22 protein-coding genes, 1 rRNA gene and 1 pseudogene are annotated in these 25,711 nt (G+C 59.6%); 8 read left to right on the forward strand and 16 right to left on the reverse strand.

The genetic code is table 11. The annotated features are described in order from the left end of the window. Positions 1–78: 78 nt before the first annotated feature. The 10 genes from KW062_RS24950 to mrcB all read right to left on the reverse strand — a co-directional run bounded on the left by KW062_RS24950 (position 79) and on the right by mrcB (position 11,988). Positions 79–1,615, reverse strand: a 16S ribosomal RNA gene (locus KW062_RS24950). A 485-nt stretch (positions 1,616–2,100) separates the two neighbouring features. Beyond that, positions 2,101–2,721 carry a protein-methionine-sulfoxide reductase heme-binding subunit MsrQ gene (gene msrQ, locus KW062_RS24955; protein WP_105755835.1) on the reverse strand — a complete coding sequence of 207 codons (621 nt, stop codon included), beginning with the start codon at positions 2,719–2,721 and terminating at the stop codon, positions 2,101–2,103. Further along, positions 2,721–3,734, reverse strand: a complete 1,014-nt coding sequence (gene msrP / locus KW062_RS24960; protein WP_105755836.1) for a protein-methionine-sulfoxide reductase catalytic subunit MsrP — start codon at positions 3,732–3,734, stop codon at positions 2,721–2,723. The genes msrQ and msrP overlap by 1 nt, the downstream gene beginning before the upstream one ends. 63 nt (positions 3,735–3,797) lie before the next feature. Continuing rightward, positions 3,798–4,655: a CDP-diacylglycerol--serine O-phosphatidyltransferase gene (gene pssA / locus KW062_RS24965; protein WP_027617907.1), complete on the reverse strand. Its 858-nt coding sequence runs from the start codon at positions 4,653–4,655 to the stop codon at positions 3,798–3,800. A 145-nt stretch (positions 4,656–4,800) separates the two neighbouring features. After that, entirely contained in the window at positions 4,801–5,817 is a 1,017-nt protein-coding gene (gene ilvC / locus KW062_RS24970) for a ketol-acid reductoisomerase (protein WP_007909969.1), read from the reverse strand. 45 nt (positions 5,818–5,862) lie between these two features. Beyond that, complete coding sequence (ilvN, locus tag KW062_RS24975; RefSeq protein WP_003205610.1) at positions 5,863–6,354, reverse strand: acetolactate synthase small subunit; 492 nt, start codon at positions 6,352–6,354, stop codon at positions 5,863–5,865. Between the two features lie 2 nt (positions 6,355–6,356). Next, a complete protein-coding gene (locus KW062_RS24980) occupies positions 6,357–8,081 on the reverse strand; it encodes an acetolactate synthase 3 large subunit (protein ID WP_027617906.1) in 1,725 nt (574 codons plus the stop codon). Positions 8,082–8,562: 481 nt separating this feature from the next. Then, entirely contained in the window at positions 8,563–8,898 is a 336-nt protein-coding gene (locus tag KW062_RS24985) for a YqcC family protein (protein ID WP_027617905.1), read from the reverse strand. Continuing rightward, positions 8,898–9,647: a tetratricopeptide repeat protein gene (locus tag KW062_RS24990; RefSeq protein ID WP_027617904.1), complete on the reverse strand. Its 750-nt coding sequence runs from the start codon at positions 9,645–9,647 to the stop codon at positions 8,898–8,900. The genes KW062_RS24985 and KW062_RS24990 overlap by 1 nt, the downstream gene beginning before the upstream one ends. A gap of 16 nt (positions 9,648–9,663) precedes the next feature. Continuing rightward, on the reverse strand, positions 9,664–11,988 hold the full coding sequence (gene mrcB, locus KW062_RS24995) for a penicillin-binding protein 1B (protein WP_027617903.1): 2,325 nt from the start codon (positions 11,986–11,988) through the stop codon (positions 9,664–9,666). A 117-nt stretch (positions 11,989–12,105) separates the two neighbouring features. Here mrcB and KW062_RS25000 point away from each other — a divergent pair, with 117 nt between their 5' ends. The 3 genes from KW062_RS25000 (at position 12,106) to KW062_RS25010 (ending at position 14,571) form a co-directional block, all read left to right on the forward strand. Then, a complete protein-coding gene (locus KW062_RS25000; protein WP_027617902.1) occupies positions 12,106–13,662 on the forward strand; it encodes a bifunctional aminoglycoside phosphotransferase/ATP-binding protein in 1,557 nt (518 codons plus the stop codon). Between the two features lie 90 nt (positions 13,663–13,752). After that, complete coding sequence (locus KW062_RS25005; RefSeq protein ID WP_027617901.1) at positions 13,753–14,097, forward strand: pentapeptide repeat-containing protein; 345 nt, start codon at positions 13,753–13,755, stop codon at positions 14,095–14,097. Positions 14,098–14,298: 201 nt separating this feature from the next. Continuing rightward, positions 14,299–14,571, forward strand: coding sequence for a TfoX/Sxy family protein (locus KW062_RS25010; RefSeq protein WP_016773175.1), 273 nt, complete (start codon positions 14,299–14,301; stop codon positions 14,569–14,571). A 256-nt stretch (positions 14,572–14,827) separates the two neighbouring features. Here the strand turns inward: KW062_RS25010 and KW062_RS25015 are convergent. The 4 genes and pseudogenes from KW062_RS25015 to KW062_RS25030 all read right to left on the reverse strand — a co-directional run bounded on the left by KW062_RS25015 (position 14,828) and on the right by KW062_RS25030 (position 18,374). Next, a pseudogene (locus tag KW062_RS25015) lies at positions 14,828–15,676 on the reverse strand (ChaN family lipoprotein). A 9-nt stretch (positions 15,677–15,685) separates the two neighbouring features. Next, positions 15,686–16,453 carry a heme ABC transporter ATP-binding protein gene (locus tag KW062_RS25020; RefSeq protein WP_105755837.1) on the reverse strand — a complete coding sequence of 256 codons (768 nt, stop codon included), beginning with the start codon at positions 16,451–16,453 and terminating at the stop codon, positions 15,686–15,688. Further along, a complete protein-coding gene (locus tag KW062_RS25025; protein ID WP_177433281.1) occupies positions 16,453–17,436 on the reverse strand; it encodes a FecCD family ABC transporter permease in 984 nt (327 codons plus the stop codon). Before KW062_RS25025 ends, KW062_RS25020 begins: the two co-directional genes overlap by 1 nt. Positions 17,437–17,486: 50 nt before the next feature. Next, on the reverse strand, positions 17,487–18,374 hold the full coding sequence (locus KW062_RS25030) for a heme/hemin ABC transporter substrate-binding protein (protein WP_105755839.1): 888 nt from the start codon (positions 18,372–18,374) through the stop codon (positions 17,487–17,489). Positions 18,375–18,540: 166 nt separating this feature from the next. Between KW062_RS25030 and KW062_RS25035 the strand changes: the two genes are divergently transcribed. Next, the gene (locus KW062_RS25035; protein WP_027617896.1) at positions 18,541–18,858 is read left to right on the forward strand and encodes a Rieske (2Fe-2S) protein; all 318 of its coding nucleotides are present in this window, start codon (positions 18,541–18,543) and stop codon (positions 18,856–18,858) included. Here the strand turns inward: KW062_RS25035 and sfsA are convergent. Together sfsA and KW062_RS25045 are read right to left on the reverse strand one after the other, a co-directional pair. Then, on the reverse strand, positions 18,855–19,568 hold the full coding sequence (gene sfsA, locus KW062_RS25040; protein ID WP_027617895.1) for a DNA/RNA nuclease SfsA: 714 nt from the start codon (positions 19,566–19,568) through the stop codon (positions 18,855–18,857). The genes KW062_RS25035 and sfsA overlap by 4 nt on opposite strands. Next, a complete protein-coding gene (locus KW062_RS25045; RefSeq protein WP_105755840.1) occupies positions 19,568–20,740 on the reverse strand; it encodes a pyridoxal phosphate-dependent aminotransferase in 1,173 nt (390 codons plus the stop codon). Before KW062_RS25045 ends, sfsA begins: the two co-directional genes overlap by 1 nt. Positions 20,741–21,072: 332 nt before the next feature. Here KW062_RS25045 and dksA point away from each other — a divergent pair, with 332 nt between their 5' ends. The 4 genes from dksA to KW062_RS25065 all read left to right on the forward strand — a co-directional run bounded on the left by dksA (position 21,073) and on the right by KW062_RS25065 (position 25,691). Then, the gene (gene dksA / locus KW062_RS25050) at positions 21,073–21,516 is read left to right on the forward strand and encodes an RNA polymerase-binding protein DksA (protein ID WP_105755841.1); all 444 of its coding nucleotides are present in this window, start codon (positions 21,073–21,075) and stop codon (positions 21,514–21,516) included. An 86-nt stretch (positions 21,517–21,602) separates the two neighbouring features. After that, positions 21,603–22,499, forward strand: a complete 897-nt coding sequence (gluQRS, locus tag KW062_RS25055; protein WP_105755842.1) for a tRNA glutamyl-Q(34) synthetase GluQRS — start codon at positions 21,603–21,605, stop codon at positions 22,497–22,499. 77 nt (positions 22,500–22,576) lie between these two features. After that, positions 22,577–22,753, forward strand: a complete 177-nt coding sequence (locus KW062_RS25060) for a hypothetical protein (RefSeq protein WP_003176118.1) — start codon at positions 22,577–22,579, stop codon at positions 22,751–22,753. Beyond that, entirely contained in the window at positions 22,737–25,691 is a 2,955-nt protein-coding gene (locus KW062_RS25065; RefSeq protein ID WP_027617891.1) for a sensor histidine kinase, read from the forward strand. Before KW062_RS25060 ends, KW062_RS25065 begins: the two co-directional genes overlap by 17 nt. Positions 25,692–25,711: the final 20 nt, after the last annotated feature.

A 25,711-nucleotide genomic window follows, 5' to 3' on the forward strand; every position in this document is an offset into this window, starting at 1 on the left:
ACCGCAGGGCTGTTCTCGTCTTCTACAAGGAATCAAGCAATTCGTGTGGGAGCTTATGCAGCAGCTGATGTCGTCGATTAAGGAGGTGATCCAGCCGCAGGTTCCCCTACGGCTACCTTGTTACGACTTCACCCCAGTCATGAATCACACCGTGGTAACCGTCCTCCCGAAGGTTAGACTAGCTACTTCTGGTGCAACCCACTCCCATGGTGTGACGGGCGGTGTGTACAAGGCCCGGGAACGTATTCACCGCGACATTCTGATTCGCGATTACTAGCGATTCCGACTTCACGCAGTCGAGTTGCAGACTGCGATCCGGACTACGATCGGTTTTATGGGATTAGCTCCACCTCGCGGCTTGGCAACCCTTTGTACCGACCATTGTAGCACGTGTGTAGCCCAGGCCGTAAGGGCCATGATGACTTGACGTCATCCCCACCTTCCTCCGGTTTGTCACCGGCAGTCTCCTTAGAGTGCCCACCATAACGTGCTGGTAACTAAGGACAAGGGTTGCGCTCGTTACGGGACTTAACCCAACATCTCACGACACGAGCTGACGACAGCCATGCAGCACCTGTCTCAATGTTCCCGAAGGCACCAATCCATCTCTGGAAAGTTCATTGGATGTCAAGGCCTGGTAAGGTTCTTCGCGTTGCTTCGAATTAAACCACATGCTCCACCGCTTGTGCGGGCCCCCGTCAATTCATTTGAGTTTTAACCTTGCGGCCGTACTCCCCAGGCGGTCAACTTAATGCGTTAGCTGCGCCACTAAAATCTCAAGGATTCCAACGGCTAGTTGACATCGTTTACGGCGTGGACTACCAGGGTATCTAATCCTGTTTGCTCCCCACGCTTTCGCACCTCAGTGTCAGTATCAGTCCAGGTGGTCGCCTTCGCCACTGGTGTTCCTTCCTATATCTACGCATTTCACCGCTACACAGGAAATTCCACCACCCTCTACCATACTCTAGCTCGTCAGTTTTGAATGCAGTTCCCAGGTTGAGCCCGGGGCTTTCACATCCAACTTAACGAACCACCTACGCGCGCTTTACGCCCAGTAATTCCGATTAACGCTTGCACCCTCTGTATTACCGCGGCTGCTGGCACAGAGTTAGCCGGTGCTTATTCTGTCGGTAACGTCAAAATTGCAGAGTATTAATCTACAACCCTTCCTCCCAACTTAAAGTGCTTTACAATCCGAAGACCTTCTTCACACACGCGGCATGGCTGGATCAGGCTTTCGCCCATTGTCCAATATTCCCCACTGCTGCCTCCCGTAGGAGTCTGGACCGTGTCTCAGTTCCAGTGTGACTGATCATCCTCTCAGACCAGTTACGGATCGTCGCCTTGGTGAGCCATTACCTCACCAACTAGCTAATCCGACCTAGGCTCATCTGATAGCGCAAGGCCCGAAGGTCCCCTGCTTTCTCCCGTAGGACGTATGCGGTATTAGCGTCCGTTTCCGAACGTTATCCCCCACTACCAGGCAGATTCCTAGGCATTACTCACCCGTCCGCCGCTCTCAAGAGAAGCAAGCTTCTCTCTACCGCTCGACTTGCATGTGTTAGGCCTGCCGCCAGCGTTCAATCTGAGCCATGATCAAACTCTTCAGTTCAAACATCTTTGGGTTTTTAAGAAACCCTAAACTTGGCTCAGCAATCGTTGGTTACATCTTTGATTTCTCGCGGAGTAACTTGTGATGCTGATAATCTTGTTGACTATCAGTCTGACTGCACAAGCACCCACACGAATTGCTTGATTCAGTTGTTAAAGAGCGGTTGGTTAAGATCTTTCGTCTCAACCGAGGCGCGCATTCTACAGCAGCCTCATTTGCTGTCAAGTGATTATTTTCAGAAGTTTTCAAGGAATCCTTAACAACTTCAACCACTTGCGCTTTCGATCTCTCGTCAGCGGGAGGCGAATTCTACAGCGTTACACGCTGCTGTCAACACCTCTTTTTCAACTTCCTTCGCGCTTCGATGACCTGAAACACTGACCGCCGAAAACTCGTAACTCATTGTTTACCAAGGAGTTTTCCGTTTCGACTGCGCCGGAAGTGGGGCGAATTATAGACAGATTAAATCGGCCGTCAACCCTTAATTACAGCTTTGTTGCAGAAGACTCACTTTTAGCCCGAAACCGCGGGATTCGGCGAGCAATGCCAGGCACGCGCAATAGCAATAGAAGCGCACCAACAGTTGCATAGATTACCCACTCCTTAAGGTCTGCCCGAACAATCCATAACATGTGCAGCAAACCCAGCCCGAGAACGCCATAAACCAGCCGATGCAACTTTTTCCAACGAGGCCCCAGGCGCCGCTGACTGTATCGATTGGACGTCAGCGCCAAGGCCAGCAAACCGATGAAACCCAAGCTGCCGACAATAATGTACGGACGCTTGCTCAACTCCACACCCAACTGCGACCAATCCAGGCCCAGGATGAACACCAGGTACGCGCTCACGTGCAGCACGACATAAGTGAAACACCACAACCCCAACTGCCGACGCACCGCGATCCATCCAGGCCAGCCACTGAGCTTTTGCAACGGCGTCATGCCCAAGGTGATCAATAGCAGCACCAGCGTGCCCAAACCCAATCGATCGACCAGCACTTTTCCCGGATCCGGCCCAAGGGCAGAACTCCAGGCTTGATAAAGCCAGAGCAACGGCCACACCGCCGCGACAGCGAACACAGCCGTTCGCCAAAGCGTAAAACGCATCAGTAGTTTTTCCTCAGGTCCATACCTGTATATAAAGAGGCGACCTGCCCTTCGTAGCCGTTGAACATTAGGGTCTCTCGCACATTGGGCTTGAATAGACCGCTCGGCAGCCGCCGCTCGCGCGCCTGGGTCCAGCGCGGATGATCCACACTCGGGTTAACGTTGGCATAAAAGCCGTACTCATCGGCGGCAATGCTCTGCCAGGTGGTTTTCGGCTGCTCGCTGACCAGACTGATGCGCACGATGGACTTCACACTTTTGAAGCCATACTTCCACGGTACGACGAGGCGCAATGGCGCGCCGTTCTGATTGGGCAACTCCCGCCCATACATCCCGACCGCAAGAATCGCCAGCGGATGCATGGCCTCGTCCAATCGAAGCCCTTCCACATAAGGCCAGTCGATCAACGCAAAGCCCGAGCGTTGCCCCGACATGCTCTTGGGATCCTGCAAGGTTTCAAAACGAATGTATTTGGCCTTGGAAGTGGGCTCGACCTGCGTCAGCAACGCCGATATCGGAAAACCGATCCAGGGGATGACCATTGACCAGGCCTCCACGCAACGCAGACGGTAGATACGCTCCTCCAACTGATAGGGCTTGATGAAGTCCTCCAACGCATAGCGCCCCGGCTTACCCACCTCCCCGTCCACCACCACGCTCCAGGGGGCGGTTTTCAGCGTGCCAGCATTCGCCGCAGGATCGCCCTTGTCGGCGCCGAACTCGTAGAAGTTGTTGTAGTGAGTCGCGTCGGTGTAAGGCGTGATTGCTTCATCTTCGACCTTGACCGCGCCCCATCGAGTCGCCGCCAGTTTTTGCGCCAGCCAGTCAGGCGCCGCACCCGGCTCGACGCCCGGGTAGCGTGCAAGATCGTCAGCACTCGCCCAGCCCGGCAGACTGCTGACCGCCATTGCTGTGGCAGCACCCGCCAACACGCGGCGACGAGAAAGATAGAGGGATTCAGGCGTGACGTCCGACTCGTGGCAGTCGGACGACTGAGGGAATTTGAATAACATGACAACTCCGCAGCATTGGAGGACTGATGCACCAATAGACTGCGGAGTATGGGGGAAATTACCTCATTCGGCTTTTTTGTGCCGACGAAGGTGTAACAAGTATTGCGCCGGCCCGGAGGCGGCGTAGGCGAGGAATACCAGCAGCAGAATACGCGGCGGATCACTGAACACCACCGCAAACACCAGCACCACGGCCAGGATCGCCACGAACGGTACGCGCCCTTTCAGGTCCAGCTCCTTGAAGCTGTTGTACTTGATGTTACTGACCATCAGCATGCCGGCCGCAGCCACCATCAGCGCAACCAGGAAGGACATCTTCGAACCCTGGATGCCGTAGTCGCTGAACGCCCAGACGATACCCGCAACCACACCCGCCGCCGCCGGGCTGGCGAGGCCGATGAAGTAGCGCTTGTCGGCGGTACCGACCTGAGTATTGAAACGCGCCAGACGCAAGGCCGCACCGGCGACATAAATGAAGGCGACCATCCAGCCGACCTTGCCCATGTCGCCCAATGCCCAGCCAAAAGCCAACAAGGCCGGCGCGACACCGAAGGCCACCATGTCTGACAAGGAGTCGTACTCGGCACCGAAGGCGCTCTGGGTATTGGTCATGCGCGCCACGCGGCCATCAAGCCCGTCGAGGACCATGGCGACAAAGATGGCGATTGCCGCGAAAGCAAAGTATTTGCTGGCGCCGGCAGCATCACCGGCACTCAAGGCGCTCTGTGCACTCATCGAGTTGATGATGGAGTAGAACCCTGCGAACAGGTTCGCAGTGGTGAACAGATTCGGCAGAAGATAGATACCACGATGCCGGACTTTTCGGCCTTCAGCGTCATGCCCTTCCTCGACGTGCTCATCGATGGGCAGCAGGCTTTCGGCGTCGGAAGCCTGGTTTGGCTCTTCGGGACGTTCGCTCATGGAGAGTACCTTGCAACGGTGTGGAAAGTTTGGACAGGTGTCTGCGACAACGGTTCGCGCCGCAAACGATGCAGCTTTATACCAGAACCAGTCAGCCAAACGAAAAAACGCGGCCTAAGCCGCGTTTTTCAGACAGGATCGTGACTTAGTTTTTGGCTTTGTCGACGATCTTGTTGGCACCGATCCACGGCATCATCGAACGCAGTTGCTCGCCGATGACTTCGATACCGTGCGCCGCGTTGTTGCGACGCTTGGCGGTCATCGATGGGTAGCCAGTAGCGCCTTCGCTGATGAACATCTTCGCGTATTCGCCGTCCTGGATGCGCTTCAGAGCGTTGCGCATGGCCTGGCGGGATTCAGCGTTGATGACTTCAGGGCCAGTCACGTACTCGCCGTATTCGGCGTTGTTGGAGATCGAGTAGTTCATGTTGGCGATACCGCCTTCGTACATGAGGTCAACGATCAGCTTCAGTTCGTGCAGGCACTCGAAGTAAGCCATTTCTGGCGCGTAGCCAGCTTCAACCAGGGTTTCGAAACCGGCTTTAACCAGTTCAACGGTACCGCCGCACAGAACGGCTTGTTCGCCGAACAGGTCGGTTTCAGTCTCGTCCTTGAAGGTGGTTTCGATGATGCCGGTACGACCGCCACCAACGCCAGCTGCGTAGGACAGCGCAACGTTCTTGGCATTGCCCGAGGCGTCCTGGTAGATAGCGATCAGGTCAGGGATACCGCCGCCCTTCACGAACTCGGAACGTACGGTGTGGCCTGGAGCCTTCGGCGCGATCATGATCACGTCGAGGTCAGCGCGCGGCACAACCTGGTTGTAGTGGATCGCGAAACCGTGGGAGAAGGCCAGGGTGGCGCCTTTCTTGATGTTCGGCTCGATTTCGTTCTTGTACAGGGAGGACTGGAACTCGTCCGGGGTCAGGATCATGACCAGGTCGGCAGCCGCGACAGCGGACGCAACGTCGGTCACTTTCAGGCCGTGAGCTTCAGCCTTGGCAACGGTGGCCGAGCCTTTACGCAGGCCAACGGTAACGTCAACGCCGGAGTCTTTCAGGTTGCACGCTTGAGCGTGGCCTTGGGAACCGTAACCGATGATGGCAACTTTCTTGCCCTGGATGATCGACAGGTCGCAGTCTTTATCGTAGAAAACTTTCATGAATTTCCCCTATATCAGGCCGTTCAGGCCGTTCGCTAATTTGGTTTAGATGCTGAGTACTTTGTCGCCGCGGGCAATGCCGGTCACGCCACTACGGACGGTTTCCAGAATCGATGCGGTGCCGATGGACTGAATGAAGCTGTCGAGCTTGTCGCTGGTACCGGTCAGTTGAACGGTATAAACGCTGGCGCTGACATCGACAATCTGTCCACGGTAAATATCGGTAGTGCGTTTGATCTCGGCGCGCTGGGCGCCGGTGGCCTTAACCTTGACCAGCATCAGTTCGCGTTCGATGTGAGCGCTCTCCGACAGGTCGACCAGCTTGACCACTTCGATCAGCTTGTTCAGGTTCTTGGTGATCTGCTCGATGATTTCATCATGACCCACGGTGGTCAGCGTCAGACGCGACAGAGTCGGGTCTTCGGTTGGCGCCACGGTCAGGCTTTCAATGTTGTAGTTGCGCTGCGAAAACAGCCCTACTACACGAGACAGAGCGCCGGGTTCGTTTTCCAGAAGCAAGGAAATAATGTGCCGCATGATTAAGTACGCTCCGTCTTGCTCAGCCACATATCGCGCATGGAGCCGTCTTTGATCTGCATCGGGTAGACGTGCTCGCTGGTGTCGACCGAAATATCGAGCACCACCAGGCGATCCTTCATGGCAAACGCTTCTTCCATCTTCGACTTCAAGTCTTTCGAGTCGGTGATGCGCATGCCGACGTGACCATAGGCCTCGGCCAGCTTGACGAAGTCAGGCAGCGACTCCATGTAAGAATGCGAGTGACGGCTGCCGTAGCTCATGTCCTGCCACTGGCGAACCATGCCCAGCACACCATTGTTCAGGATCACGATCTTGACCGGCAAACCGTACTGCAGGCAGGTCGACAGCTCCTGAATGTTCATCTGGATACTGCCTTCGCCGGTCACGCAGACAACGTCTGCATCCGGGAAGCTCAGGCTAATGCCCATGGCCGCCGGAAAACCGAAGCCCATGGTGCCCAGGCCGCCGGAGTTGATCCAACGGTTCGGTTTGTTGAACTTGTAGTACTGCGCGGCGAACATCTGGTGCTGGCCCACGTCGGACGCAACATACGCATCGCCCTTGGTCACTTCACACAGGGTCTCGACCACGGTTTGCGGCTTGATGACGCTACCGTCGCCCTTGTCATAAGGGAACAGCCCACGGTCACCGCGCCACTCGTCGACTTGTTTCCACCAACTGGCAACCGCTTCCTTGTTCGGGGTCTCGCCGATTTCCTTGAGGATCGTGACCATTTCGGTCAGGACACTCTCCACCGGACCCACGATTGGCACGTCGGCCTTGATGGTCTTGGAGATCGATGCCGGGTCGATGTCGATGTGAATGATCTTGGCATTCGGGCAGAACTTCGCCGGGCCGTTGATCACACGGTCATCAAAACGCGCACCGACGGCGAGGATCACGTCGGCATGGTGCATGGTCAGGTTGGCGGTGTAGCTGCCGTGCATGCCGAGCATGCCGATGAACTGACGGTCAGTTCCCGGATAGGCGCCCAGGCCCATCAAGGTATTGGTCACTGGCAGGTTGAGCATTTGGGCCAGTTCGGTCAGCGGCGCGGAGCCACCACCGAGGATCACGCCGCCACCTGCGTACAACACAGGACGCTTGGCCGCCAGGAGCATTTCGGCTGCCTTGCGGATTTGCCCGGAGTGACCACGAACCGCTGGGCTGTAGGAACGCAGCTTGGCTTTTTTCGGGAAGATGTATTCGAACTTCTCGGCCGGGTTGGTCATGTCTTTCGGGATATCGACAACGACAGGACCAGGACGACCGGATTGCGCCAGGTAGAAGGCTTTCTTCATGACTTCCGGGATTTCCGACGCATGCTTGATCATGAAGCTGTGTTTCACGATCGGCCGGGAGATACCGATCATGTCGGTTTCCTGGAATGCATCGGTGCCGACCATGGTGCTGGGCACCTGACCGGAAATGATCACCATCGGAATGGAGTCCATGTAGGCCGTGGCGATACCGGTGATGGCGTTGGTTGCGCCCGGGCCGGAAGTCACCAGTACTACGCCGGCTTTACCGGTAGCACGGGCATAGCCGTCAGCCATATGGGTCGCAGCCTGCTCGTGACGAACCAGGATGTGAGTCACTTCCGGTTCTTTGAACAGGGCATCGTATACATGAAGGAGAGCACCACCCGGGTACCCGTAAATATATTTGACGCCTTCGTCACGCAAAAAGCGGACGAGCATCTCACCGCCAGATAAAAGCTCCACGTTGTTCACCTCTAAAACGCCAGAATACCGCCCACATCGGGGACGGGTCTTAATAGGTTTACTTCTCAGCAGAGCATGAGCGACGGTGGTCGCCGACTACGTCAGCACTGACTGAGCAAGTATTGGGAGCGTCCCAAGTGTTGCGGGACTTTCCCACCCAGCGCGAGGTAACGCGTTGCGGGTGTAACAGGTCGGCGCGGATATGCGCCTCATGATCTGCTGAGCGGGCCTGCTTCTGGCAGTCCCTCTACAGCGGACTTTGGATTCTTCTGTTTCGCCCTCTGCAAGTCAAGCTGTCAATGTGCCTAATTCGAACTAAGCACATGAGAACGCAAGAAAAAATCGCCAAACGCGAGGTCAGATCAGTTGGATTGCGCAGTTTTGGCAAGAAATTGGCATGCGAACGCAGCGCCAGCTGTCAGCAGAGGGGATTTTTGGGGAGACGAACGGTCACTGCCGGCCTGCACCGGCAGTGTTCGCATCAACGGGAGGCGCTGATGAGCAGGTCAAATTCTTTGAGCAGCACCTGCAGTTGACGATCCTTGCCGCCAAGGTTGCGACTGGCGAAGACCATTTCGGCCATCTCCTGAATCCCCGAGGCATTCGGCAGCGGCAGATCCTGCTCCAGAATCATCTTCATGCGGGGCAGGAAGATCCACTGCAGCCACTGCTCGAAGTCCAGGGTATCGACCGAGAACGGTTCGACACTGGACAAGGCCTCGGCGCTGGGCGAAACCTCGTCCCACCAGCCTTGGACACGCAATTCACGCTCGATCAACAGCAATTGATCGGCGATCTTCGGAAAACGGTCGTTCATCACAAGGTAACCTTGGCCTTCTGGCGGGCCTGGGCAGCACCAGCAGCATCACCCTGCTGCTCGCGAGCCTGGGCGATCAAACCCCACAGGCTCGCCTGCAGGTCGGGACGGCCGTTGGCCAGCGTCAGGCCACGACGGGCGAACTGCTCGGCCTGGGGCGCGTCGCCCTGGGCCATGCGCACTTGCGCCAGGCGGTAGAGCACCTGCGGTTCACGCGGGGCCACACGCTGGGCACGCTCAAGACTGGACGACGCGCCATTGAGGTCGCCGCCGGCCTGCTGCTGTTGTGCAGTCGTAAGCAACGCCAGGACCGGGCCATCCAGTTGCTCATCGGCGGACAACCCGCCACTTGCATTGCTGGCCGACGGGATGCCGCTTGGCGTCGACGGCATGCTGTAACTGGTGCTCGGGGTCAGTGGGCCGCTATCGACCGGACCCGGGGTAATCGGACCTGAGCTGATCGGACCCGGCGTGATCGGCTGGGTGCTGATCGGCGTCGACGTGGTCGCCCCTGCGCCAGGAATCATCACCACGACACCGCTATCGCCCTGGGGAATCGCCTGGGTCTGTGCCTGCGCGGGACGGGTCACCGTGGTTTTACGGAAGCCGCCATTGGCAGAGAGCCGCTCGCTGTTGGACACCGCGGTACCGGAGTCGACCACCGGAATCGAACCTTGCTGCACAGTGGAACAGCCGCTGAGCAACGCCAGGGCGGTCACCGTCATCGCTGGAATAAACCACTTGTTCACTTGAAACCCTCTTTGCTTAATTCATCCAGCCCTTGACCCAATCCATCACCGATTCGCCAGTGGCGGGCTCAGAGCCGCCGCAGGCGGTGCCGGGAGGCGGCTCGCTGCCGCGAATATACGGCATCTGCACCGCGCCCGGGCAACTCGCATCCGAGCCCTGCCCGGTCCGCGAATCGACCCAGGCCTGAACGATGTTGTCCGGCTGCGGCATATCCAGCGGCAACGGGTCGGCCTTGCGCATGAAACTGGTCCAGACCTGCAGCGCACCGGTGGCACCGGTGAACGGCGTCTTGCCATTGTCGTCACGCCCCAGCCACACCACCGCCAGCAGATCCTGGCTGAAGCCGGCGAACCAACTGTCCCGAGAATCGTTACTGGTACCGGTCTTGCCCGCCAGGGTCAGGGTCTTGGGCAGCACGTTATAAACCGAACTACCGGTGCCTTCACGCATAACCCGCTGCATGGCGCTCTGGATCAGATAGATGGACGCCGGGTCGAAACGCTGCTGAATCTGGAACGGATAACGCTTGAGCGGCTCACCTTCTGCAGTCAGCACGCTGCGAATCCCGCGCATCGGCGTATTGAAACCACCGTTGGCCAGGGTCTGGTACATGGTTGCCACTTCAATCGGGGTCAGCCCACCCGCACCCAGCAACATCGACGGGAACGCCGGGAACTCACGGGTGACACCCAGTCGACCGAGGGTCTTCAAGACATTCGGCACACCCACTTCCAGACCCAGGCGCGCGGTCGAGAGGTTGTAGGAATGAGCCAGGCCCTGATACAGGAATACGGTGCCGTGGGAGCGGCGATCATAGTTCTGCGGCTTCCACACCTGCCCATCAGCGCCCTTCACCGAGAAGGCTTCGTCCGACAACCAGCTGGTCAAGGTGTACTGGCTCGGCTTCTCCAGTGCGGTCAGGTACACCGCCGGCTTGATCAACGAGCCAATCGGCCGCACCGCATCCAGCGCGCGGTTGAACCCGGCAAAACCGGCCTGTCGGCTGCCAATCATCGCCTGGACTTCGCCGGTTTCCGGATTGGTCACCACCATGGCCGCTTCAACTTCCTCGGAACCCTTGCGCCCGGCAAGACGCTTGAAGGTGTCGTTGACCGACGCCTCGGCCTTCATCTGCAGGATCGGATCGAAGCTGGTGAAGATCCGCAGCCCCTCTTCGGTCAAGTCTTCGTCGCGATAATCCTCGCGCAGTTGGCGCTTGACCAGATCAAGGAAGCCGGGGAACGAGCTGTCCGCCAGGCTGCCGCGCTTGGTCACGCCCAGTGGCATTTTCTTCGCCGCCGCGACCTGTTCGGCCGTGGCCACGCCTTGCTGCTCCAGCAGGTCGAGGACCAGGTTGCGCCGCTCAAGCGCGCGCTCCGGGTAGCGCCGCGGGTTGTAGTAGGACGGCCCCTTGACCATGCCCACCAGCAGCGCCACCTGATGCAGCTTGAGTTCGGACAATGGCTGGCTGAAGAAAAACTGGCTGGCGAGGCCGAAACCGTGCACCGCCCGCTGGCCATCCTGACCGACAAACACCTCGTTGAGGTAAGCCTCGAGGATTTCGCGCTTGTCGTAATGCAGCTCAAGCAGCAAGGCCATCATCGCTTCCGTCAGCTTGCGGCTGAGGCTGCGCTCGTTGGTCAGGTAGAAGTTCTTCACCAGTTGCTGGGTCAGGGTACTGCCGCCCTGGCGCATCTGTCCGGCCGAGGTGTTGACCCACACTGCCCGCGCAATCGATTTCGGTGATACGCCGAAGTGGCTGTAGAAATCGCGGTCTTCCACGGCCACCAGGGTTTCCAGGAGGAACGGTGGCACCTGATCGATCTTGATCAGGATCCGGTCCTCGAGGTTTTTCGGGTACAGGCCGCCGATCAGCAGGGGTTCAAGGCGTACCACCGAGAGCTTCGAGCCGTTGGTCGCCGTCAGCCCGGCTACGTAATCACCGGAGAAGCGCACGCGCACCGGTTGCGCCTGCTCCATGCCTTCATAGAACTGGAAGCCGCGGGTGTTCAAGTCGACGGTATTACCGTTGACCGAAGCCGCGCCTGGACCATTGGCCACGCTTTCACGGCGATAGCCCAGGGCATCGAGCTCGGTGAGAAAGTCGTCCTTGCTCAGCTTCTGTCCGACGAACAGTTCCAGCGGGCGGGCGTAAACCTTGGCCGGGATGGTCCAGCGCTTGCCGGAGAACTTCTCCTGCACCACGGCATCGAGATAAACGGCAAAGCCTGCCAGCACCACGAGGCCGACCAAACCGAGCTTCAGAGCCCAGCCTAGCCAAGGCCGCAGGCCATTGGAGGGACGTTTTTTTGCAGTACGGGGAGATCGGGTACGAGTCATGGCGGCGGATTATACGCACTTTATTCCTGATCAACATGAGCCCGGCGAGGTTTGCGTTGGCCCCGCATGCGGCCATAATGGCGCCCTTGAATTTTTCCAGACTCTGAAGGATCGCCCGTGAGCCAATCCCTGATCGCTGCCCTGCAAAACCCGGCCCTATACCCTCATCCGGTAGAGGGATTCCAGGTCATCGAGACGCACATCTCCTGGGTGCTGCTCACCGGCCCCTATGCTTATAAAGTGAAGAAGCCGGTGAATTTCGGCTTCCTCGACTTCACCGCCCTCGACGCCCGCGAGCATTTCTGTGGCGAAGAGTTGCGCCTCAACCAGCGCCTGACCCAGGACCTGTACCTGGAAGTGCTGCCGATCACCGGCAGTGTCGAGGCGCCACAACTCGGCGGCAACGGTCCGGTGCTCGACTATGCCCTGAAAATGCGCCAGTTCCCTCAGAGCCAGTTGCTCAGCACCTTGCAAGCCAACGGCGAATTGACCACCGCACACATCGATGCGATGGCCGAGCAAATCGCCCGCTTCCACCTCGAGGCGCCTCGTGTTCCCGCCGAACACGAAGCGGGAACCCCGGACAGCGTCATGGCGCCAGTGCGGCAAAATTTCGAACAGATTCGTCCATTCCTCAACGACAAGACCGATCTGCTGCAACTCGACGCCCTGCAAGCCTGGGCAGAAAGCAGCTTCGAGCGCCTGAAGCCGTTGCTGGCCCAGCGCAAGGCGGAAGGCTTCATTCGCGAATGCCACGGTGACATCCACCTGGGCAACGCCACCCTGATCGATGGCAACGTGGTGATTTTCGACTGCATCGAGTTCAACGAGCCGTTTCGCTTCACCGATGTCTACGCCGACACCGGCTTCCTCGCCATGGACCTGGAAGACCGAGGCCTGAAGAGCCTCGCTCGACGCTTCATGAGCCAGTACCTGGAACTGACCGGCGACTACCAGGGCCTGGAACTGCTGAATTTCTATAAAGCCTACCGTGCCCTGGTACGTGCCAAAGTCAGCCTGTTCAGCATGCCGGCGGAAGCCAGTGCCGTGCAGCGCGCCACTACCCTGCGCCAGTACCGCAACTACGCCAACCTGGCGGAAAGCTACAGCACCATTCCGTCGCGCTTCATGGCGATTACCCACGGTGTCTCTGCCGTTGGCAAAAGCCACGTCGCCATGCGCCTGGTTGAAGCCCTGGGTGCCATTCGCCTGCGCTCCGATGTCGAACGCAAGCGTTTGTTCGGCGTACAGCAAGTCGCCAACGAGCCACACGCTGGCATCTACAGTGCAGACGCCAGCGCCGCTACCTATGCGCACCTGCATGAAATCGCCGGGGTCATCCTGCACGCCGGTTTCCCGGTAGTGATCGATGCGACCTACCTGAAACGCGATCAACGCGACAGCGCCGCGCAAATCGCCGAGGCCAAGGGCGCGCCATTCCTGATCCTCGATTGCAATGCGCCGCAAGCGGTGATCGAGAGCTGGCTGGCCCAGCGCCGAGCCGAGCAGAACGATCCATCCGATGCCACGCTGGCCGTGATTGCCGACCAACAAGCCAACCGCGAGGCCCTGACGCCAGCAGAGATTCTCTGCAGCAAGCGCGTACAGACCAATGAAAGCGGAACCCTGGACACCGTCGTGGCGCAGATTCGCCAGCGCCTGCCGGGACTGTAAGTTCGAGGAGCGGCGTGAGGTCGCGACAGACCTCACGCCCACCAGACAGTGGCACTATACTGGCGTCATAAAATCAACGGATGACGCCCCATGAGCCAGCCCAAACTGCTCGATACCCCCCTCTACGCCCTGCTGCACAAAGACGATATCGATGGATTTAACCGCGAACGTCCACCGCAAGGCCCCATCGACATGGTCGGCGGTGACTTCCGCGGCCTTGATCTACGCACATTGAACGCCGAAGGCATCGACTTTCGCGACGCCTACTTCCGCTCTGCCGATCTGCGCGGCATCGATTTTCGCGGCGCATCCCTTGAGGGCGCCAGCCTGGCTCATGCGCAAATCTCCGGTGCGTTTTTCCCGGCAGAACTTTCAGCCGACGAGATTCTCATGTCGATGAATTTCGGCACCCGCCTGCGCTACCGCACCCGCTAACCCCTTCCCCAAGCAGCGTCCGGCGCCACCCTAGTCGCCGGACCCATTGCATCTCACCGACGTCCTGCGCAGCACCATCTGGCACATCGCCTTAGAAGCATTTGCGTTCGATTCGCCCAAAGAACCACGCTTTTCCTGCTGACCGCTACACTCCTCAAAGGTCCGCCCCAACGCACTCTTCGCCCGTCGCAAGGAGGCTTGATGAATGACGAACTGCAACATCTGAAAAACCTTGGCAAGACATCTGCGCAATGGCTGCATGCCGTCGGCATTCACAGTGCCTCGGATTTGCGCCGTCTGGGGGCGGTGGATGCTTACAGGGCAGTACGCACGCGCGGATTTCGCGCGTCGAAGGTGCTGCTGTACGCCATTGAGGGTGCATTGATGGACGTGCACTGGAATGACATACCGGCCGAGCGCAAGGATGCCTTGAACAAACAACTTGAGGCTATTTCAGCGCGCCACAAGAACTGATCAAGGCTGCGGTTAATCGGGGCTTCCAGCGGTGATTCAAACAAACGTTTGGCGAAATCAAAAGAATTTTGAAAAGACTCGTTGACATGGAAATGAGAATCGTTATGATTATCACAGCTGGTCGCGAGATCAGTCGATCTTCTGAAAGGCCCTTGGTTCGGACTCTCAGATTATCTCCTCATCAGGCTAATCACGGTTATTTGACCCGGCTCTTGCCGGGTCTTTTTTTGCCTGAAATTTGATCTTTACACTGGTATCACTGGCGCATTTGCGCGCAATAGTCGGGGGCTGGCCGGGCAGCTGTGTACCACGCGTAATCCGCCAAACCAGAGTCGAGTACGTCGCCCTTCTGCGCCAGGATCAGCACCAGCGGCGCCTGTGCCCCGAGGTCCTGTACATGCAGAGGCACGCCAATATCCAGGCGAGCGTGATAGGCCCCGGCCAACAACATCGCCGGGGCGGGTGCTGCCAACAAGCGCTCGGCCATGTGGCGGTCACGCTGCTGCTGTATGGCGAGCATCGGAGCCATCTGGCTTTCGGGCAACATTGCGCAGTGCGACTGGCGAATTTGCGTCAATAACCTCTCGCTGACGGCGGGCGCAGTCGATCGCTCCCCCTCCATAACTGGCGGCTGACGGTAGATTTGTCCGATCTGGACCCGGGTCAGGTTGGCTGCCAGCAACGGATAAGGTTGCGTCAGGGCGTAGCGAATAATCGGTCCATAGAGGCTCCAGTCCCACCCTGACTGCCAGGCCAGCGCCTGCGGCAAGTCCTCCGGCCATTGCCGAGTGTCCGTTGCGTGCACGCCATCGACAGCGGCCTGTTGATCTTCAGTGAGCATTTCCAGCAGCAGGCTGCCTTGCGACCGTCGTTCAGCCAACGCCTGCAACAACCACAGTTGCACTTGATGATGCTAGGGATTGTCATGTTGCTCACCGACGATCACCCGGGGTGCGCCCGCCAGACGCTCGAGCAGTTCGTGCGCGCTCATTACCTGACCGCTGCGCAAATCGACAATCTCGCCGCCAGGCTGGTTCTCGACAGGCGCTATCACGCTTTGGCAAGCGGACAGCAGCAAACCCACGACAAATACGAATGCACGCATAAAATCACCTCAACGAGCAATGATCAGCGGATGCCCACGCTCCGGGTGCGCCTGCACCAACACATCCAGCCCGAACACCGCCTTGAGCGATTCGGGACGCAGCACTTGCTGCGGTGTATCCAGTGCATGGGGACGTCCGTTATCCAGGAGCAGAATGCGATCACAGTAGCGCGCCGCCAGATTCAGATCGTGCAGAATCACGAGCACGGCAGCACCGTGATCGGCAAAGGCACGCACCGCTTGCAGGGTCGTGTGCTGGTGTAGCGGGTCGAGCATTGAGGTCGGTTCATCCAGCAGTAACGTCTGCCCTGCCTCTCCAGGCCAAAGCTGCGCCAGCACTCGCGCCAGGTGCACCCGCTGACGCTCACCGCCCGACAACGCGGTGTAGCGGCGCCCCGTCAAATGCCCGACATCGGCAGCGTGCAAAGCCGCTGCAATGACTTCCTCATCCCTCTGGCGCCCGGTTTGGTGTGGCAAGCGGCCCATGCCGACGACTTCTTCGACGCTGAAGGCGAAGTCCAGGGTCGAGGTCTGCGGCAGCACGGCCAGGCGCTGAGCCCGATGCGACCCTTCCCACTCACCAATCTGCCGCTGATCCAGCAGGACCTTTCCCTGGTCGGCACGCAACTCGCCGCACAACGCGCCGAGCAAAGTACTTTTGCCGGCACCATTGGGCCCAAGCACCCCCAGGACCTCGCCTGGGCGTAATTCCAGGTTGAGATCGGCCAGGACAATCTTGCGCCCACGGCTGATCTGCAGATTTTCTACCCGAAGCATCAGGCGCGACCTCTGAGTAGTAAAAACAGAAAGAACGGTGCGCCGATAAAGGCGGTGACGATACCGATCGGCAACTCGGCCGGGGCCAGCGCCAAACGTGCCAGCAAATCGGCGAACAGCAGCAGACTGCCGCCAGCAAGAATCGAGGCTGGCAACAGCACCCGATGATCAGGCCCGGCCAGCAGGCGCACCAAGTGCGGCACCACCAACCCGACAAAACCGATCATCCCCGCCGCCGCAACGGCCGCTCCCACTCCCAGCGCCGTGCAGAACACCAGCTCACGCTTGAGCCGCTCGACGTTAATGCCCAAGTGGCTAGCCTCCGACTCGCCGAGCAACAGGGCGTTCAGCGCCTTCGCTCGCCGCGGCAACCACAACGCCACCCCGGCAGTCACCAGCAGCAACGGCCACAGGCGCTCATAACTGGCGCCGTTCAGACTGCCGAGATTCCAGAAGGTCAAGGTGCGTAACGTGGCATCGTCCGCCAGGTACGTAAACAAACCCACCGCAGAGCCGGCCAGGGCCGTCAGGGCGATGCCTGCAAGCAACATCGTTGCAACGTTGGTCTGGCCGTTGCGCCGCCCCAATCGATAGACCAGCGCCGTCACTGCCAGGCCACCAAGGAAAGCACAGATCGACAGTAGATAGGGGCCGAGCGCCTCAGGCAGGCCACCCAACAACGAGCCACCGACAATCGCAATGGCTGCACCCAAGGCGGCGCCACTGGATACACCCACCAGACCGGGATCCGCCAGCGGGTTACGAAACAGCCCCTGCATGGCCACGCCGGAAAGCGCCAACACACCGCCGACCGCCAGCCCGAGCAAGGTGCGCGGCAGGCGAATCTGGCCAAGGATCAATTCCGCCTGCTCCAGGCCTTGAGCGGCAATCGGCAGACCCACCAGGCGCAAGGCCGCGCGCATCGTGTCCATCAGCGGTAGGCTGACCGGGCCGAGAGCCAGCGATAACCAGATCGCCAGCAACCACAGCAGGCTGAGCCCGATAAACAGCGAACGTGGTTTCACCAGAGTGGTCATTGAGTGGCGGCGGCCTTGACGGGCTCAGCCGGATAGAAGCCTGCAGACAGCTTGACCAGGCTCTGCGGCAGTCGCGGTCCAAGTCCACCAACCAACAATGTCGGATCCAGCTCCAGCACCCGCCCTGCCTTGGCCGCTGGCGTCGAGGCGAGGATCGGATTCTGTTTGAACAACGCCGCGCGCGCGGCATCGCCGGTCAGCGCCCGGTCGGAAAACACCAGCACATCCGGCGCCAAACCGGCCAGGGATTCGACGGAGAACGGCTTGTAGCCGCTATGGGTTGCCAGGTTATGACCACCCGCCTGCTGCAGTAGCCAATCGGCAGCGGTGTCCTTGCCAGCAATCAATGGCTTACCCCCGGCGTGACCCAGCAATAGCAGGACACCTGGGGCTTTCTGACGAGCCTGAGCCTGACTGACCCAGGCCTTGCGCTCCTCGAGTTGCTGTTGATAACGCTGGAACAGGGTCATGGCCTGCGCCTCGTTACCGAGCAAACGGCCCAAGTGCTTCAGGGTGTTTTCCAGGGTTGGCAGGTCCGCTTGCGCCGAGAACAACTCGACCTGAACTCCTGCGGTACGAATCTGCGATACCACGGGCGGCGGGCCCATTTCTTCGGTGCCGATCAGAATTTGCGGGCGCAAACTCAATACGCCTTCAGCCGAGAGTTGTCGTTGATAACCAATGCTCGGCAAGGCCTTAATCGATTCAGGGTGCTGGCTCGTAGTATCGACGCCCACCAGTTTAGATTCGCCGCCCAAGGCGCTGACCCATTCCGACAGCGCGCCCCCGGCACTGACCCAGCGTTGCGGCAATTCGGCGGCTGCGGCCACATGATTGACCAGAAGTCCGACACAGAGCGCAATAGCGCTGGTACTCAGGCGCATAACAGGGTTTCCTTTAAGGAGATTTCCCACACAATGACCGGCGTCGTTTGTACGCCCGGGCGAATCCGGCATTTGATAATTGTTAGCATTTGAACGTCAAGCACAGACACATTTGCTAACCAGCGCACTCGCCATTGGCCCACGCCTTCGGCACTTGAGGATAGACATGAAGTTTCTTTGCAGCAGCGCGGAACTGGCTGATACCAGCAGTCGCGGCTTTAAGATTGGCGAGAAGAACGTCTTCGCCGTGCGCCGTGAAGGACAGATCTACGCCTATGAAAACCGTTGTCCGCATCGCGGCATCAGCCTGGAGTGGCACCCGGACCAGTTCCTCGACGCCAGCGCCAGCCTGATCCAGTGCGCCAGCCACGGCGCACTGTTCCTGATCGAAAGCGGTGAATGCGTCGCGGGGCCTTGCGCTGGCCAATCACTTACGGCCCTGAAGTGCCGCGAAGACGCCGCCGGCATCTGGGTCCAACCCTAGACGTCGAGCAGCACCTGCAGGCGCCGGTCGACGCGAACCTCTTCGGCATTCAGGCTCACCCCGTACGCCAGCACTTCAACCCCTGCCGCCTTGGCCTCGCGCAGGGCTGCCGCATAACCCGGATCGATTTCCACGGCCGGTCGCACCGCCTCGATGCCAGTCAGGTTGACGCAATACAGTTGCACCGCGCGCACCCCGCTGCGGGCCAGGCAAGCCAATTCGCGCAGGTGCTTGGCCCCACGCTGAGTCACCGCATCCGGAAACGCCGCAATCGCTACGCCATCGAAGCCCAGTGTGACGCTTTTGACTTCAACGAACGCCGGCCCCTGCGGATAGTCGAGGCGAAAATCGATGCGACTGTTTTCCTGGCCGTAGGGCACTTCACGCTTGAGCCCGGTAAAGCCATCAAGTTCGCTGATCACCCCGGCCCTCAGGGCTTCCTCGATCAGGGTGTTGGCCCGTGCGGTATTGACGCAGGCCAGTCGCCCTTGCGGGGTTTCGCTGATTTCCCAGGTCCCGGGCAACTTGCGCTTGGGGTCGTTGGAGCGGCTGAACCAGACCTGCCCGCCCTCGACCATGCAATTGAACATCGAGCCGGTATTGGGGCAGTGAATGGTCATCATCTCACCGCCAACGGTTTCGATATCGGCGAGAAAACGCTTGTAACGCCGGATCAACCGACCTTCTTCCAAGGGGGGATCGAAGCGCATCAGCCTTGCCAACTCCGCAGACCACGGGCAATCCGTTCCACCGCTTCGCGCAAGCGCGGCAGGCTCTGGGTATAGGCGAAGCGCACATGGTGTCCGGCCTGATACCGACCAAAATCCAGGCCCGGGGTGAAGGCAATGTGTTCGGTTTCCAGAAAGTGCCGGCAAAAGGCAAAAGCGTCGCCGCCAAAGGCACTGATGTCCGCATACAGGTAGAACGCGCCCTCCGGCTCCACGGCAATGCCAAAGCCCAGTTCGCGCAAGGCCGGCAGCAGGAAATCGCGACGCCGGCCGAATTCGGCGCGCCGCTCTTCCAGGATGCTCAGGGTCGCCGGCTCAAAGCAGGCCAATGCGGCCTGCTGGGCCATGCTCGGCGCGCTGATGTAGAGGTTCTGCGCCAGCTTCTCCAGTTCGCTGACCGCACCTTGCGGCGCCACCAGCCAACCAAGGCGCCAGCCGGTCATGCCGAAATACTTGGAAAAACTATTCAGGACAAAAGCACTGTCGTCGACTTCCAGCACGCTGGCCGCATCGGTGCCGTAGGTCAGGCCATGATAGATCTCGTCCACCACCAGATGGCCGTTACGGCCCTTGATCGCCGTGGACAGGCCGGCCAGTTCATCCCGGGTGAGGATGGTTCCAGTCGGGTTGGCTGGCGACGCCACCAGTGCGCCGACACTGTCGTGATCCCAGTAGCGCTCCACCAGGTCCGGAGTCAGTTGGTAACGCACGTCCGGACCGACCGGCACCAGTTGCGCCGCGCCTTCTACCAGCCGCAGGAAATGCCGATTGCACGGATAGCCCGGGTCAGCCAGCAGCCAGTGCTTGCCCGGATCCACCAGCAAGGCGCTGGCCAGCAACAGCGCGCCTGAGCCACCAGGGGTGATGAGAATGCGCTGCGGATCGATGTTCAGGCCGTAGCGCTGCTGGTAGAACCCGGAAATTGCTTCACGCAGCTCGGGAATGCCACGCGCCGCGGTGTAACGGGTTTTCCCCGCCGCGAGGGCGGCCTGACCGGCCTTGATGATCGGCTCGGCGGTGGTGAAGTCCGGCTCGCCGATTTCCAGGTGAATCACGTCGTGGCCGGCCGCCTGCAGCTCATTGGCGCGCGCCAGCAAAGCCATGACATGGAAAGGTTCGATAGCGCGGCTGCGCGCACTGTAGGGCTGAGCCATTAGCCTTCCTTCAACGGGGTAAAAGAAACGATTCTACCCAAGCACAGGAACGAGCGAGAACCTATTGCGGTCACAACACCAAGGTTCAGCGTCATGGAGCCCAAACGCAAGGCGCAGGATTGACTAAAATCATTATTTGATCAGGTCTCCAGAACCACCAGACCAGGCTTTGCAACCCTTTGCAAGGCTTGTGGACCGCAGCCTCGACATGAGGGAGTAGCGCGGCCGGATTTGATCTGGTAAGTTCGCCCGCTTGCAGTCGCAGGGCCGGCAGGTGTCGGTGATGGAGCAATCCTGCGCAATGGATTACAAGAGTAGAGGCGGTCCATTTCATGCCCACCCAAGCAAAGCAACAGCAGAATCAGGTAATCAGCGGCTTCGAACCTTACGTGCCGAAGGCTGGTGAAGAGTACATGGGCGCACCGATGCGCGCGCACTTCACCAAGATCCTGAACAAGTGGAAACAGGACTTGATGCAGGAAGTCGACCGTACCGTTGACCACATGAAAGATGAGGCAGCCAACTTCCCCGACCCGGCCGACCGTGCCAGCCAGGAAGAAGAATTCGCCCTTGAGCTGCGCGCCCGCGATCGCGAGCGCAAGTTGATCAAGAAGATCGACAAGACGCTGGAGCTGATCCAGGACGAAGAGTACGGCTGGTGCGAGTCCTGCGGTATCGAGATCGGCATCAAGCGCCTCGAAGCCCGCCCGACTGCCGATCTGTGCATCGACTGCAAGACCCTGGCTGAAATCAAGGAAAAACAGGTCGGCAAGTAATTCTCGACTTGAATGAAGAACGGAGCGTGCGAACGCTCCGTTTTTGTTTCTGCGTCCTGCAAACCCCGAAAAGTAGCTTCGCCGCCATGACCGCCAAAACCTCCCCCGCCTACATCGGACGCTTCGCCCCAACGCCCAGCGGCCATCTGCATTTCGGATCGCTGGTCGCGGCGCTGGCCTCCTACCTGGATGCTCGCTCGGTCGGCGGGCGCTGGCTGCTGCGCATGGAGGACCTCGATCCGCCGCGCGAAGAGCCTGGTGCGCAGGCGGCGATCCTCAAGGCCCTGGAAAGTTACGGCTTCGAGTGGGACGGTGAAATGATTCGCCAGAGCGATCGCCACGAGGCCTACGCCCAAGTCCTCGGTCAACTGTTCAACCTCGGACTGGCCTACGCCTGCACCTGCTCGCGCAAGCAACTGGAGCCTTACCACGGGATTTACCCGGGCTTGTGCCGCAACGCAGGGCATGCCTGCGAAGACGCGGCGATCCGCTTGCGCGTCCCGGAGCTGGAATACCATTTCATCGACCGCGTGCAGGGCGAATACCGCCAGCACCTGGCCCGTGAAGTCGGTGATTTTGTGATTCGCCGCCGCGACGGTCTCTATGCCTATCAACTGGCGGTGGTGCTCGACGATGCCTGGCAAGGCATCACCGACATCGTCCGTGGCGCCGACCTGCTCGACTCCACGCCCCGCCAGTTGTACCTGCAGGAGTTGCTCGGCTTGTCACAACCGCGTTACCTGCATCTGCCCCTGATCACCCAGCCGGATGGCAACAAACTGGGTAAATCCTATCGCTCACCGCCGTTGACCGAAGATCAGGCTACGCCTTTGTTACTCCGCGCCTTGCGCGCCCTGGGGCAGAAACCCGGCGTGGAACTAGCGGATGCCGCACCCGCCGAACTGCTCAAGTGGGGCACTGCCCATTGGGACGCCGGACTGATTCCTCGCACTCTGACCCTGCCCGAAGCGCAATTACGCTGACTAAGCTTGCAGGTTGGCGCCCATCCGTTACCATCGCCGCACGTTTTCGGGCACGCACACAATAAAGAGAGGCCGGGATGTACATCTATCGCTTGGTCCTGCTGCTGGTAGTGGGGATCTATCTATTCTCCCCCGCCATCATGGACTGGTGGATCGACGCCACTGGCGCCTGGTATCGCCCGTATCTGCTGTGGCTGATCCTGATCGTCGTGACCTTCATCCTGCAGAGCCAAAAAGATGCCGATGAGCTTTAGCCTGACCCAGATGATCCTGATCAGCGCCGCGTACCTGGCGGTGCTGTTCGGCGTCGCCTGGATCAGTGAACGCGGAATGATCCCGCGGGCGATCATTCGCCACCCGCTGACCTACACCCTGTCCCTGGGTGTCTACGCCAGCGCCTGGGCGTTCTACGGCACGGTCGGCCTGGCCTATCAATATGGCTACGGCTTTCTCTCCAGCTACCTCGGAGTGTCCGGCGCCTTCCTGCTCGCGCCGGTGCTGTTGTATCCGATCCTGAAGATCACCCGGACCTACCAGCTTTCATCTCTGGCCGACCTGTTTGCCTTTCGCTTTCGCAGCACCTGGGCCGGCGCACTGACCACCATCTTCATGCTGATCGGCGTCTTGCCGCTGCTGGCGCTGCAGATCCAGGCCGTGGCCGATTCGATCGGCATCCTGACCCGCGAACCGGTCCAGCATCGGGTGGCCCTGAGCTTCTGCGCGCTGATCACCCTGTTCACGATTTTCTTTGGCTCGCGGCACATTGCGACACGGGAAAAACACGAAGGGCTGGTGTTCGCCATTGCCTTTGAATCGGTGATCAAGCTGATCGCCATCGGCGGCGTCGGCCTGTATGCCCTGTATGGCGTATTCGACGGCCCGCAACAGCTGGAACTCTGGCTGCTGCAGAACCAGACCGCCCTCGCCGCCCTGCACACGCCACTGCAGGAAGGTCCATGGCGCACCTTGTTGCTGGTGTTCTTCGCCTCGGCCATCGTGATGCCGCACATGTATCACATGACCTTCACCGAAAACCTCAATCCGCGCTCCCTCGTCAGTGCAAGCTGGGGCCTGCCGCTGTTCCTTCTGCTAATGAGTCTGGCGGTTCCGCTGATTCTCTGGGCCGGTCTGAAACTGGGCGCCAGCACCAACCCCGAATACTTCACCCTCGGCATCGGCATTGCCGCCAACAGTAAGGCCCTGGCCTTGCTGGCCTACATCGGCGGCTTGTCTGCGGCCAGCGGCCTGATCATCGTCACCACTCTGGCGCTGTCCGGAATGGCCTTGAACCATCTGGTCCTGCCGCTGTACCAGCCACCCGCCGAAGGCAACATCTACCGCTGGCTGAAATGGACCCGTCGAGCGCTGATCGTCGCGATCATCATGGCTGGCTACGGCTTCTACCTGATGCTCGGCGCCGAACAGGACCTGGCCAACCTCGGCATCGTCGCCTTTGTCGCGACCCTGCAATTCCTGCCGGGGGTGCTGTCCGTGCTGTATTGGCCGACAGCTAACCGCCGCGGCTTCATTGCGGGCTTGCTGGCGGGGATCCTGGTCTGGCTGGTGACCATGCTGTTGCCGCTGGTGGGCAATCTGCAAGGCTTCTATATTCCGCTGCTGAACATGATCTACGTGCTCGACGACACCAGTTGGCACATGGCGGCCATCGCCTCGCTGGCGGCCAACGTGCTGATGTTCACCCTGATCTCGCTGTTCACCAACGCCAGCAGTGAAGAAGCCAGCGCGGCCGAGGCGTGCGCGGTGGATAACGTGCGCCGTCCGCAACGACGCGAACTGCATGCCGCCTCGCCTCAGGAGTTCGCCACACAGCTGGCAAAACCACTGGGCGCAAAGGCGGCGCAAAAAGAAGTGGAGCAGGCACTGCGCGATCTCTACCTGCCGTTCGATGAGCGCCGTCCTTACGCCTTGCGCCGCCTGCGCGACCGGATCGAAGCCAACCTCTCCGGCCTGATGGGCCCCAGTGTCGCCCAGGACATGGTCGAAACCTTCCTGCCGTACAAGGCCGGCGGCGAAAACTACGTCACTGAAGACATTCACTTCATCGAAAGCCGTCTCGAGGACTATCACTCGCGCCTGACCGGCCTGGCCGCTGAACTCGACGCCCTGCGCCGATACCACCGCCAGACCCTGCAGGAACTGCCGATGGGTGTCTGTTCCCTGGCCAAGGATCAGGAGATCCTGATGTGGAACAAAGCCATGGAGGAACTGACCGGTATCGCCGCACAGCGCGTGGTCGGCTCGCGCCTGAGCACTCTGGGCGAGCCATGGAAGGAATTACTGCAAGGCTTCATTAATCTGCCCGATGAACACTTGCACAAACAGCACCTGACCCTCGAAGGCCAGACCCGCTGGCTCAACCTGCACAAGGCAGCCATTGACGAACCGCTGGCCCCGGGCAATAGCGGCCTGGTCCTGCTGGTGGAGGACCTGACCGAAACCCAGATGCTCGAAGACAAGCTGGTGCACTCCGAGCGCTTGGCGAGTATTGGGCGCCTGGCCGCCGGGGTGGCTCACGAAATTGGCAACCCGATTACCGGCATCGCCTGTCTGGCGCAAAACCTGCGCGAAGAGCGCGAGGACGACGGCGAGCTGACCGAAATCAGCGGGCAGATTCTTGAGCAGACCAAACGCGTGTCACGCATCGTGCAATCGTTGATGAGTTTCGCCCACGCAGGCAGCCACCAGCACAACGACGAACCGGTGTGCCTGGCTGAGGTAGCCCAGGACGCGATTGGCCTGCTGGCCCTGAACCGACGCAATTTCGAAGTGCAATTCTATAACCTGTGCGATCCCGAGCATTGGGTCGATGGCGACCCACAGCGTCTGGCCCAAGTGCTGATCAACCTGCTGTCCAACGCCCGCGACGCATCGCCAGCCGGCAGTGCGGTACGGGTAAAAAGCGAAGCCAGCGAACACACGATCGATCTGATCGTCGAAGACGAAGGCAGCGGCATCCCCTCGAGCATCATGGACCGATTGTTCGAACCCTTCTTCACCACCAAGGATCCTGGCGAAGGCACCGGTCTGGGCCTTGCACTGGTCTATTCCATCGTTGAAGAGCATTATGGACAAATCACCATCGACAGCCCGGCTGACATTCAAAGCCAACGCGGCACCCGTATCCGGGTGACCTTACCGCGTCATGTCGAAGCGACGTCCGCTGTGAACTGAGACCGTCGAGAGAATTGAAT

The sequence above is a fragment of the Pseudomonas fluorescens genome, assembly GCF_019212185.1.
Lineage (GTDB): Bacteria > Pseudomonadota > Gammaproteobacteria > Pseudomonadales > Pseudomonadaceae > Aquipseudomonas.